11 protein-coding genes are annotated in these 12,834 nt (G+C 39.9%); 7 read left to right on the forward strand and 4 right to left on the reverse strand.

Annotation, left to right across the window (positions count from 1 at the left end; translation table 11 throughout):
- Positions 1-279 precede the first annotated feature (279 nt).
- Positions 280-2,496 carry a beta strand repeat-containing protein gene (locus tag ACMX3D_RS17380; RefSeq protein WP_482747129.1) on the forward strand — a complete coding sequence of 739 codons (2,217 nt, stop codon included), beginning with the start codon at positions 280-282 and terminating at the stop codon, positions 2,494-2,496.
- A 59-nt stretch (positions 2,497-2,555) separates the two neighbouring features.
- Here the strand turns inward: ACMX3D_RS17380 and ACMX3D_RS17385 are convergent, their stop codons facing one another.
- The 4 genes from ACMX3D_RS17385 to ACMX3D_RS17400 form a co-directional block, all read right to left on the reverse strand.
- A complete protein-coding gene (locus ACMX3D_RS17385) occupies positions 2,556-3,341 on the reverse strand; it encodes an FHA domain-containing protein (protein ID WP_482747130.1) in 786 nt (261 codons plus the stop codon).
- A 173-nt stretch (positions 3,342-3,514) separates the two neighbouring features.
- Entirely contained in the window at positions 3,515-6,241 is a 2,727-nt protein-coding gene (locus ACMX3D_RS17390) for a PAS domain S-box protein (protein ID WP_482747131.1), read from the reverse strand.
- A gap of 474 nt (positions 6,242-6,715) precedes the next feature.
- Positions 6,716-7,891, reverse strand: a complete 1,176-nt coding sequence (locus tag ACMX3D_RS17395; RefSeq protein WP_482747132.1) for a DNA double-strand break repair nuclease NurA — start codon at positions 7,889-7,891, stop codon at positions 6,716-6,718.
- Between the two features lie 71 nt (positions 7,892-7,962).
- Entirely contained in the window at positions 7,963-8,748 is a 786-nt protein-coding gene (locus ACMX3D_RS17400) for an HAD family hydrolase (protein ID WP_482747133.1), read from the reverse strand.
- A gap of 451 nt (positions 8,749-9,199) precedes the next feature.
- On the opposite strand from ACMX3D_RS17400, the gene ACMX3D_RS17405 reads away from it, so the two are divergent.
- From ACMX3D_RS17405 to ACMX3D_RS17430, 6 genes are all read left to right on the forward strand, one after another.
- Positions 9,200-9,745, forward strand: a complete 546-nt coding sequence (locus ACMX3D_RS17405) for a peroxiredoxin-like family protein (RefSeq protein WP_482747134.1) — start codon at positions 9,200-9,202, stop codon at positions 9,743-9,745.
- Positions 9,746-10,100: 355 nt separating this feature from the next.
- On the forward strand, positions 10,101-10,256 hold the full coding sequence (locus ACMX3D_RS17410) for a hypothetical protein (RefSeq protein ID WP_482747135.1): 156 nt from the start codon (positions 10,101-10,103) through the stop codon (positions 10,254-10,256).
- A gap of 236 nt (positions 10,257-10,492) precedes the next feature.
- A complete protein-coding gene (locus ACMX3D_RS17415) occupies positions 10,493-10,978 on the forward strand; it encodes an ATP synthase subunit I (protein WP_190697182.1) in 486 nt (161 codons plus the stop codon).
- A 62-nt stretch (positions 10,979-11,040) separates the two neighbouring features.
- Positions 11,041-11,805, forward strand: coding sequence for a F0F1 ATP synthase subunit A (gene atpB, locus ACMX3D_RS17420; RefSeq protein WP_482747136.1), 765 nt, complete (start codon positions 11,041-11,043; stop codon positions 11,803-11,805).
- A 154-nt stretch (positions 11,806-11,959) separates the two neighbouring features.
- Positions 11,960-12,205: an ATP synthase F0 subunit C gene (atpE, locus tag ACMX3D_RS17425; protein ID WP_008233924.1), complete on the forward strand. Its 246-nt coding sequence runs from the start codon at positions 11,960-11,962 to the stop codon at positions 12,203-12,205.
- 178 nt (positions 12,206-12,383) lie between these two features.
- Complete coding sequence (locus tag ACMX3D_RS17430; RefSeq protein WP_482747137.1) at positions 12,384-12,815, forward strand: F0F1 ATP synthase subunit B'; 432 nt, start codon at positions 12,384-12,386, stop codon at positions 12,813-12,815.
- Positions 12,816-12,834: the final 19 nt, after the last annotated feature.

Genomic DNA, 12,834 nt, shown 5'->3' on the forward strand with positions numbered 1-12,834 from the left:
AGAATCAGTCGAGAAAAATTTATAAAAAATTACTTTCCTTATGTAATCCATATGTGCTTTAGTTAAATATGTTTGTACTTAGTTAATGCGACAGCAAAAGCCAACATTATGTTGCAAATTGTGCCTTTAAAATTTAATCGAATTGTATTGCTTCTATACTCACGAAAAAAATGCTGAAGGCATCTGCTGTCGGCATCTTTTTTGTCGATGAAAACAGCAAAATATGTAACTTGAAAACTTTCAAGTTACTGAAACAATCGATTTATTTAGGTAAAAGTTATGGCAATTGTCAATGGTACTAATGGCGATGATATTTTAAACGTTGACTATTCAACAGACAATAACGTGCTGAATGGTGACAACGGTGACGATACCCTGACAGCTTATCGTTCGGAGGGGAATAATATCCTCAACGGTGGCGAAGGCGACGATATATTAGATGTGGATGAGTCCAGTGGCAATAACATACTGAATGGTGGCACTGGAGATGATTATCTTTCCGCTGTTGGTTCATCTGGAAATAACACCCTCAACGGTGGTGCTGGTAGCAACATCTTGAATGTCGATCAGTCAACTGGCAATAACACCCTCAATGGTGATGCTGGGGATGATTATCTTTCGGCGGTTGCTTCCGCAGGGAATAACACCCTTAACGCTGGAGGTGGTAACGATAGATTAATTGTGGATTATTCTACAGGCAGTAACCGACTAGATGGCGGCATTGGTAACGATGAGCTTTCCGCGATTGGTTCCGAAGGAAGTAACACCCTCAATGGTGGTGAGGGCGAAGATACATTAAACGTTGACAATTCTACTGGCAATAACACACTGAATGGTGGCGCTGATGATGATTATCTTTCCGCTGTTGCTTCATTTGGGAATAACACCCTCAATGGTGGCGAAGGCGACGATACGTTAAACGTTGACGATTCTACTGGCAATAACACACTGAATGGTGGCGCTGGTAACGATACCCTAACGGCTTATCTTTCCGCAGGTGATAACACCCTCAACGGTGGCGAAGGCGACGATATCTTAGATGCAGATCAGTCAAGCGGTAATAACATTCTCAATGGTGGCACTGGAGATGATTATCTTGCTGCGGTTGGTTCATCTGGAAATAACACCCTCAATGGTGGTGCTGGTAGCAACACATTGAATGTAGAACAGTCCACCGGCAATAACACCCTCAATGGTGACAATGGGGATGATTTTCTTTCTGCTGTAGCTTCCGGAGGTGATAACATCCTCAACGCCAGAGGTGGCAATGATAGATTATTGGTGGATTATTCCGCAGGAAATAACGTACTAGATGGCGGTACTGGGAATGATGAGCTTTCCGCTGTTGGTGCATTTGGTAATAACACCCTCGATGGTGGTGATGGCGAAGATACATTAAACGTTGACGGTTCCACAGGTGTTAACACCGTCAATGGTGGTGCTGGAGATGATTTTCTATCTGCGGTTGGTTCATCTGGCGATAACAACCTCAACGGTGGCACAGGCGACGATACGTTAAACGTTGACGATTCCACAGGGAATAATGTGCTGAATGGTTACAACGGTAACGACACCCTGACGGCTTTTCGTTCATCAGGTGATAACATCCTCATTGGGAATGCAGGTGACGACATATTAGATGTAGATCTGTCAAGCGGTAATAACATTCTCAATGGTGGCACTGGGGATGATTATCTTGCTGCGGTTGGTTCATCTGGAAATAACACCCTCAATGGTGGCGCTGGTAGCAACACATTGAATGTAGAACAGTCAACAGGCAATAACACCCTCAATGGTGACAATGGGGATGACTTTCTTTCTGCTGTGGCTTCCGAAGGTGATAACATCCTCAACGCCAGAGGTGGCAATGATAGATTATTGGTGGATTATTCCGCAGGAAATAACGTACTAGATGGCGGTACTGGGAATGATGAGCTTTCCGCTGTTGGTTCGTCTGGTAAGAACACCCTCATCGGTGGTAATGGTAGCGACACATTGATTGTGGACTATTCAACAGGGAATAACACGTTGAATGGTGGCAGTAGTGGTGATCTTCTCTCCACCATTGGTGCTACAGGCAATAATATCCTCGATGGTGGTGATGGAAATGATACCCTGATTGGCGGTGATGGCAATGATATTCTCATAGGTGGCAGAAGTAGTGATATCCTTACTGGCGGCGGCGGTGCGGATACCTTTGTCTTTAATAGTTTCAATGAAGGTACTGATACTATTACTGACTTCAGCATCACTAATGACATCCTTCAGATATCTGCTGCTGGTTTTGGTGGCGGGTTGTTAGCAGGTTCACTGTCAATTGCGCAGTTTACTCTGGGAACATCTGCAACAACTAGCGATCAGCGATTTATCTATAACGACAGTACTGGTGCGCTGTATTTTGACAGAGATGGTAGTGCTGGTGGATTTAGACAAGTGCAAATAGCACAAATATCTGGTACACCTTCACTAAGCACAAGCAATTTTGTAATTGTTTAAAGAGTTCCATAAAATCGAAATAGTGCAATAACTAAAGGTTACGCTAAGAGCGTGACCTTTTATTTATTAATTAGTTGTTGAAGCGATCGCCAATCGTAACCGAAGATTTTACCAGTGGTAACAAGTAAATATCCAATAAAAAATAAAGTCGATGTTGCCAGTAAAAGTAAAAGGTTAACTGAGGCGAAAAGATTGCTAGTAAATATAATCACCAGGATTCCCAATACAATCAACACCCAGCCTAAATTGCGGTTGATACGTTGCTGACACAACAAGAAAATTCCCACAAAACATAAAACTACGCCAGGGAGACTAAAAAATACCCCAACTCTAATATTTGCAGTTAAAATAACGATGCTGGCCACTATCAAAGCCAAACCTATTAGCTTGGTTGTTTTATCTACCACGGTTGGTTTATTTTGCTCAATTATTTGGGGAGAAATTTGAGTGATATCAGAAGATGTCAGCAAGTTTTGTGCATATTCTAGTTTATTCTGAAAAATAAAAGTTATATGATGACCTTGCCCAAGGTCAATGCGATCGCCTAACTTTAACTGGTAGGTAATTCCAGGTTCTAGCTTGATATCGTTGAGAAATGTGCCGTTGGAACTGCCTAAGTCTTCAATTAAGTAATTGCTATTATCCACTAAAATTTGGGCATGAATGCGAGAAACAACCTCAGCATTTGGCAAACTAGAAACGTCTATATCAGGCGCATTTTGATCATTTGGCTTACCAATGCGAATGACAGTCAAATTCAGTGGTAACTCAAAAGCAGTGTTTGTCTGCACATGGAATAGCTCTAAACTTAGGCCTGTAGTGCTAAATTGATTGATATTTTGCATGGCTTACCGTTGTATCGCTAATCCTATGTTAGATAGTTTAGGCGATCGCGGCTTATTTTTCGGCTGTTGGTGAAAGTAGAATCTGGTTTTGCTGCTGATGTAAGGGAATTTCCATGCAAAACTTGACTCAGTAGAAATGGTAACTCTTTGATTTCTCCCTAGTAGAACTTTAATTAATTGAGCATCACAGGAATTTGAATGATAAACTCTGTACCTTTTCCAGGTTCTGAGATACATTGCAAGCTACCGCCATGTTTTTCGATAATAATTTGGTAGCTAATAGATAATCCTAAACCTGTACCTTTACCTACAGGCTTAGTCGTAAAAAATGGGTCAAATAAACGGTTTCTAACTTCTTCTGTCATCCCAGAACCATTATCAGCAATGCGGATAGAAATAAAATTATTATCTAAAATTTCTGTCTGAATCCGAATTGTCGGCTTCGATAATTCTTTCTCTGTATTAGACAAGTCTTTTCGCTTAATTATTGAGTCTTCTAAAGCATCGATCGCATTGGTTAAAATATTCATCAATACCTGATTAAGTTGTCCAGGATAACAATCAACTAATGGTAATTTACCGTATTCTTTAATAATAGATATACCTAAACCAATTCCATTATCTTTCCAGCGATGGTGCAAAATTAACAACGTATTGTCAATACCTTCGTGGATATCAACTAACTTTTTATCAGCTTCATCAAGACGGGAAAAGTTGCGCAAACTCAACACAATTTCGCGAATGCGATTAGTCCCCATTTTCATGGAATTCAGCAGTTTTGATAAGTCATCGGTAATAAAATCTAAATCAACTTCTGCTTCCAGTGCAGCAATTTCTGGTGTTGGTTCGGGATACTGTTCGCGATAGATATCTAATAGATTTAGTAAGTCTTCAACGTATTCATTAGCATAAGTGAGATTGCCATGAATAAAGTTAACTGGATTATTGATTTCATGAGCAACTCCAGCTACTAATTGTCCTAAGCTAGACATTTTCTCATGTTGAATAAGTTGAGATTGGGTTTGCTGTAATTGATGCAAAGCTTCTGTAAGTTGTTCTGCTTGAGCTTGGGCAGCTAGAGTAGCAGTGAGGCTTTGAGTGTATAATTGGGCGTGATCAATTGCGATCGCTAGTTGATCAGTCACAGCTTGCAATAGTCCAATATCACTATTACCCCAAATGCGATCGCCATGACAATGGCTGCAAACAATCGCTGCAAATTCACCAGCATGACTCTTAACTGGTAGTAACAATTGCGAAGTAATATCAAACTCACTCAGGAGTTTTTGTATATTTTGATTATTGTGCAAATCTTTGTGAGTATTATCAATACAAACTAACTCTTGATCTAAGAGCATTTTTGTTAAATAAGGATGATTTTGCAGCGATAGATTACCTAAGATAGAAGGTAAATTAAGATTTCGTGCTTCATGGGTAATAGCAAGGCTAGGTTGCTCAGTATCAGGAGAATATTGCAAAAAGTAGCAACGGTCAACTTTCAATAAACTGCGGATTTCATGAACAGCAGTTTCTAAAATAGTATCCAGGTCAAGAGAACTGCGAATTTGACTTGCTAAACGCAATAATAACGCTTCCCGACGACTCAATAATTCTTCTCTAGCCCAAATTCTATCAATAGCAACAGCAATATTATTGGCAATCCAATTTAACAAATTATGAGTAGGTTCATTAAATAATGGCTGACTAAACAAAGCCATAATACCAATCAATTGCTGTTCAACAATTAAGGGATAGGCAGAGAATCGTAAAATTGATAATGTTGTATCAAGCAGGTTATCTGGATAATTAACTTTGACTTCTTCATTTAAAATTGGTTGATAGCTTTGTGATATTAGACCAACAATTTTGTTAGCTACAACCAGATGATTGGGAAATTCTTGCTCATGACTTAAAGCATTACAGTTAGAATCTTCACAATGAACCCCTGCTTGCAATTCTAACTGCTGTGTTTGTCGCTCAAAAGTCCAGATACATACAAAAGCAATATCTAGATATTTTGATATTGTATTTGTGCAACTTTGCAGAATATCTGAGAGTGTACCACTTTGAGATAAAGCCAAACTGACTTCTGCACTTAATAATGATAAACGCGATCGCTCCAACAAAGCTAACTCAGAAAGCTTACGTTGTGTAATATCTGTACGAATAGCTACATATTGCTGTGGTTTACCGTTGCTATTCAACATTGGTGCAATCAGTGTATCCACCCAATAAAAACTGCCATCTTTAGCTTTGTTTTTAATTTCTCCTCTCCAGATTTTACCTGCGGCAATAGTTTTCCATAAATTTGCAAAAAATTCTTTGGAATGATATTCAGAATTAATTATCCGGTGGTCTTGTCCTAAAAGTTCTTCCCTAGAATACTGCGAAACTTCACAGAATTTATCATTAGCGTAATTGATTCTGCCTGTTGCATCAGTAATTGCTACTAAAGAATGTGCATTTAAAGCAAATTTGAATGCTTCTAACTCTTGAATATTTTTTTGTAATGTTATCTCGTTTTCTTTTTGCAATGTGATATCACGAGCTACTGCATAAATTAACTTTTCGGCATCAAATGGTGTAGCAGTCCATGATAACCATTTATATGAACCGTCGTGGCATAAATAGCGGTTATCAAAGCGAATTGTCTCAAAGGACATTGCTAATTTTTGGATTTCTAAAAGCGTAATTTCAATATCCGCAGGATTAACAAATTCAATGAATGGTTTACCTAATAGTTCCTTTTCTGACCAACCTAATACTTTCTCCCAAGCTGGGTTTATATGCTTAAAATATCCATCAAAACTAGCAATACATAATAAGTCTAAGGATAGGGAAAAAAATCGAGAATAATTTCTTTCTGATTGGTGTTCTGTTAATTGAACTTGTGTTTTCATATTCAACTTTGTCCTTTGTATTTGACTTTATCAAGATTGAAAAACCTAATTTGACGCGAGTTCGACAGATTTAAAAAGTCTATATTTAAGCCCCTCTCCGCTTCGGAGAGGGGTTGGGGAGAGGTTCATCGAATTCACGTTAATTTGTGAGAATTCATTTATTCACAAATTCAAAAGCCATGCCAATAAAGTACTAACAACTCGACAATCTAAAATTAGTCGGTTAATAGCAATAAAAATTTATTACCGTACACGGCAGTTTTTAGCCTTATGTGCTACTTTTTTTGATTACCTTCACCTGATAACTTTGTGTTTTCTGGTACGAGTAGATTTTTGTTACTTAATCTTCTAAGTATAGATTTCCCAAAAAAATTTTTAATTGAACGTAAAATCTTCAAAATAAAGATAAGAAGTATTACGGATGTTATTTAATATTCTTGACAATTTTTGATAAATATTAAGCTCTTTAATAATTTAAGCAATACTTCCCCGTTTACGTGCTTCTTTATAGGAAGTACCAACATTCTTCAAACCAGCTTTAATCATTTGTTTTTCCAAAAGGGCGAAGAAACGCGCTTTATCACCACCTCTTACCACAGCTTGATTATGCGCTTCTGCGATCGCCACTGGGTAGCCATATCCTTTTTGGACTTGCGCCAGCATTAAACCCAAAGCTTCATCAAACATCGCTGTATTTTCTGCAACCCAAGCTGGCACTTCAATGCGGGCAATTTCCGTACCAACGTGAACATAACAAAAATAAATGCTTTGTCCTTCATAAAACTCTAATATTCGCGCATTACTCCGCCACAGTGGGCCACGTTGTCCCGGTTCGAGTTGAGTTGACCACAAAGATGTATCTCGTAAAGGTTCAAAAACTTTGCAAGGAACTTTCTCTAATTGGTTGGGACAATAACTCACACAGTCGGGAACTGGATGGGGACAAGCCACCAACCGCAAAAAGTTGATACCTTCAACATTACGTGAAGCACTGAGATAACCCATTAACGGAATACCAGCATCGCGCAGCTGCTGCCAAGCTTGCAAAATCGGCGGTAAAATGCGATCGCGGGCATCCAGCGGTAACTGTTCCAAAAACCAATAAACCAAGGAACCATCCACCATTGCTAAAGTTGGTGCATCTCCCCTAGCTGCACAGGCTAATTCCGCTAAAACCGTCGCTTCACTTGCAGTCCGACAAAAACTCATCCATTCCTCAGTTCTAATTCCCCACTGCCGAGACGTATATAAATCTTCGGGGCGGTAAAATACCTCTGGCAAACTATCAAGTAGTGGATGACGGTTTTGACCGTAGTGTAAAACTACTCTGCCAATATTTAAGAGATAGCAATAAGCAATTTCGTGGTGGCTAGGGGCGATTTGTGAACCGTCAGTAGCGATAACAGTATGCACCTTGGGTGGAGTTGGGATAGTAACACGAGTTTCTAATGGCTCAATTGGGGTAGCATTAGCAAAGAGAATGCGATCGCGCCATTTTTCTTGACGCTCAATCAAATCTTGCTGACACTCGTAAGCATTTATTAAATGTTGTTGCGCTAATTCTAAACGCTGACGACCAGCAACAGCTTCTTGTGATAGATGCTGACTTAAGCCTTGCATTTGTCGCGCTAATTTTGTCAGGTCAAGCATAGATTTTTAGAGGTTATTCACCCTACTGAAGCCATTATAGAGACGCAAAATTTTGCGTCTCTACAACTTTATTACAACCAATCTGAGAAATTCTTGGCAAACTGCGACAGCGATAGTAACTGAATACGCTCGTCATCTTGAGCCGCTTTCCTTTCTGGTTGGGTATTATAGCCCCAATCTGCCAGGAAAAGTTTTACATCTCCAAGGTCAGCTTGCTGTTGCACTAACTGCAAAGTTTTGATGCGGTCTTCGACAAACCATAAACTAACTGGCTGTTGATTTGCTGTCTGAATTAATTCTCGCAGAATTTCGTATTTAGGACGTTTCACTTCTTTACCAAAAATTGCTTTTGCAGGTAAATCCACCCCTTCTTGTTGTAATAGTTGCTGTACAAACCGCCCTTCTTTCGTCGTGACAATGAACAACTGCACATCACTAGCCAAAGTTAATTTGATTTTTTCGATCACGCCTGGATAAAATTTGTGCAGACTCAGCCAACCTTCTAAATCTGTAGCAATCCATTCATCGCGCAGGTGATCTAGTTTTGCAGCGATTTCTCTAGCCTGCAAGTTATCTGTTAATAAAATTTGTGGAGTAATTGTTGTCCATTCTTGAAGAATTTGCTCATCGGACATTCCCTCTAACAAAGCCTTAATTAAAACAGGCATTTCCCAACCTGTTTCAATCACAGGTCTGAGACGATAAAATCTCAAAGCCAAGTCATCGGGTGGTGTATCGTTAGCAGGCGACCACAGTTTACAGTAGGTAAGCCATGCTACCTCAAAATACTCAATTAGTCCGTCGCAAATTACTCCGTCAAAGTCTAAGGCTAAAATCGTAGGACTACTTGCGGTCATTGTTTTGAGGATGAAAACTGCTTTTGTCAGCTTACCTGAAAAATAAAAATTTGGTAGTAATCTTTGTTAGTTTTTGAGAATTTATAATTTCTGCGCAGCAAATTCATCTGCGGTTAATAATGACTTCTTTTACTTTACTCAAGAGCAAATTGTTATAACCTGATGGTTGTTATTAATTTAGTTAATAATTTTTCTAAGTAAATAGAGTTTATGTATAAGTAAATTTTATCTGCGTCCATCCGCCCATATCTGCTATTGATTATTGATTTTTGTGTTTTTTAACAAGTTTAATACCTTTAAAAAAAGAAATTAAATAAATCTTATTTATTTCTTGTTTCTGCATTTCTTGGCTTTGGTTTGAGGTAAATTAATACCCGGATTTTGCGAAGTACATCAACGAGTGCGAGATAAATTATTGACTAAACGCACATATCAAATTTGAGGCAAAATAATGATTACTCAATCTGAAAAAACAACCTCACCCAAACTGCTCATGGGTAATGCGGCTCCGGTTTTGGAAGTCAAAACCTTAAATGGCAGCATCTGGAAATTATCAGAGCAAACTCCTAAAAACTACACAATGCTTGTGTTTTACAGAGGTTTGCACTGTCCGATTTGCGAACAATATATTACTGATTTAGAGCAAAAACTTGATGCTTTCAAAAACCTCGGTGTAGAAGCGATCGCTATCAGCGGCGATACCATAGAGAAAGCGCAACAATTTCAAGCAAAAGCCAGCATCAAAAATACCACAATTGGGTATGATTTAACGCCAGATGAAATGCGCCGTTGGGGACTATATCTCACCAAAGGACATTTTGAAACTGAACCCGCTTTGTTTAGCGAACCCGCTGTATTTTTAATCAAGCCCGACGGTCGTTTATACTTTGCAAACATCGGTACTCATCCCTTCTCTCGCGTAGATTTTACTTTCCTGCTAAACGGACTAGAGTATATCATTCCCAGAAACTATCCTTTCCGTGGAACCGAGTGGTAGTAAATTTTCGACTTGATTAGCTTTTGTTGCTCATGATGGAGTAAAGGTAGACAGTTACTCTATCGCTTACTCCACAAGGATACATTTGGCTAATAGGAAATATTATGGACTATTCGCAAGCTATATAGGAATCCGATTTGATTACGGAAAATCCTTGTGTAGGTAGGGAACAGGGAACAGGGAACAGGGAACAGATAACAGGAAATTTAGTTGTGTACTGATTTTTTTCACTAATCAAATATGAGTCCTCTATAAACGCCCCATTCAGCACCTAATTTTTCTCACCTGCTTCATAATCAGCCACAGGCGCAAGCAATTTTGGCCAATCTAATGTAAATTAAGAATGTACACAGCAATGCCCTCTTCAGTGGGTAGTACAAACTCGACAGGCTGGAGTTTAGCTAAATTAAGCTTTGGTGTGATGTCTAACGACAAGACGTTTTGCGTCTACGCTCCTCAAGCACCAACTAATTTTCTAAACACCAGCTTTCCCGACACATTAAGTAGCTGATTACACAAGGCTTTTGGAGGTCACTAAATTTTTTAGAACAAAGCAATTGTGCATAAATTTAGGAAATGTCCAGGCGAGATTCGCGTTACATCTTAAGTTTTGCCTCTTTCCTAAATCTTCTTTAGCTTTGTGCCTGCCCAAAGTGAAATTTGTCTTGCGTTTGGGTCAGAAACAAGAAGTTAATTGTTTTTTTCTAAAGTATTGTTACCGGATCGTGATATGATTCAGCTGACTGAATGTGCAGTCATAATAAGTTAGCTGTACTGGTTTCAAGTCCCGTGAGCTTGTCAGAAGAACCAATTGCACCCCCTCCGACAACACAACAAGATTCTCCATCTGGTTTTGAGGACACAGAACCAGTCAACACTTCTATGCAGGAGTTCTATCAACTCTATCAGAAGTTGTTGGTAATCACACTTGTTTTGACGGGGATTATATTTATCTCTGTGTGGATTTTTTATTCCTTAAACATTGCCCTGAATTATTTAATAGGGGCGTGTACAGGTGTGGTTTACTTAAAGATGCTGGCTAATGACGTTGAGCGATTGGGTGCTGAGAAAAATCGTCTAAGCAAAAATCGTTTTGCTTTATTTATTGGGTTGATTATACTAGCAACTCAATGGAACGATCTACACGTAATGCCCATTTTTTTGGGTTTTCTTACATACAAAGCCACGCTCCTCGTCTATACGGTGCAAACTGCGTTCCTTCCTGATTCTTAACAAAATCAGGCTCACTAAAGACAATACACCCATCCTCGCTCGTTGGGGAAAATGCTTGAAGAATGCAAATGCTTAGTGTTTTAAACGCCTTTAATTCTTTTCCCCTCGCCGAATTAGAAGTAGGTCATCATTTCTACTGGCAATTAGGCAACCTCAAAATTCATGGGCAGGTTTTTCTCACCTCATGGTTCGTCATTGGCGTTCTGGTAATAGCTTCATTAGCTGCTACTCGGAACATACAAAAAGTTCCCAGTGGTATCCAAAACTTAATGGAATACGCTCTGGAATTTATTCGTGATCTAGCAAAAAACCAACTTGGTGAGAAAGAGTACCGCCCTTGGGTACCATTTATTGGTACATTGTTCTTGTTTATCTTCGTATCGAACTGGTCAGGTGCTTTAATTCCCTGGAAGCTAATTAAGCTGCCATCTGGTGAATTAGCGGCTCCCACCAATGACATCAATACGACGGTAGCATTGGCACTGCTGACTTCTCTTGCTTACTTTTATGCAGGTTTCAGCAAACGCGGTTTGGGCTACTTCAAGAAATACATAGAGCCAACACCCGTACTGTTGCCGATCGCCATTCTCGAAGATTTCACTAAGCCCCTCTCCCTAAGCTTCCGTCTTTTCGGTAACATCTTGGCGGATGAATTGGTTGTAGCGGTATTAGTGCTGCTCGTGCCTTTATTTGTACCTCTGCCTGTAATGGCCTTGGGTTTATTTACCAGTGCCATCCAAGCCCTGGTATTTGCTACCCTAGCGGGAGCCTACATTCATGAGGCAATGGAAGGACACGGCGGCGAAGAGCATGAGGAGCATCATTAAAGCCCTCAGTTGTTAGCACAGTTCCGACGAGCATCAAAGCTCAAAACGTCGCAAAGTGCGATCTGTGAGAACTCGGTGCAGCGTGAAAAAACACGTCTTTACTAGTTAGTTAATTTACTTTTGTAGTTCTGTACTTAAAGCAAGGAAAATCAAAATGGATCCATTAGTTTCTGCTGCTTCAGTTCTGGCTGCTGCTCTAGCAATTGGTTTGGCTGCTATCGGCCCTGGTATTGGACAAGGTAACGCTGCTGGTCAGGCAGTAGAAGGTATTGCTCGTCAACCAGAAGCAGAAGGCAAAATTCGCGGTACTCTGCTGTTAACCTTGGCGTTCATGGAATCCCTGACTATCTACGGTCTAGTAATCGCGCTAGTACTGTTGTTTGCTAACCCATTTTCCTAGAACCTAAAAGTTTTGTGATTGTAGAGCCGTGAATTATCACGTCTCTACAACCGAAATATTTTGGGTATTGAGTAGTTATGATGTAGGCTGACCCTTGTGGCTATGGGTCTCTAAAATACGAAAGGTTGGATAACGTTGCAAGCCATGAAAACTGCTACTCCAGCCAAAGAGGAGAGAAATGTTTGATTTCGATGCTACCTTGCCCTTTATGGCATTGCAGTTCCTGCTGTTGGCAGCCTTGTTGAATGTAATTTTCTATAAGCCACTGACCAAGGTACTGGACGATCGCGATAATTACATCCGCACCAATACCCTTGAAGCCAAGGAACGTTTAGCCAAAGCCGAACGCCTAACTCAAGAATATGAGCAACAACTAGCAGAAGCTCGCAGACAATCGCAAGCTACTTTAGAAGCTGCTCAGGTTGAGGCTAAGAATATTACTGCCCAGAAAATTGCTGAGGCGCAACAAGAAGCTCAAGCTCAACGAGAAAAAGCTTCTGCTGAAATAGAGCAACAAAAGCAGGAAGCTATGCGTTCCTTAGAACAACAAGTTGATGCTCTCAGCAGGCAGATCCTAGAAAAACTCTTAGGGCCGAGTTTAGCTAGATAAGCTAAAACTAGCTAGAGCG

The organism is Anabaena sp. TISTR 8404, assembly GCF_056847745.1.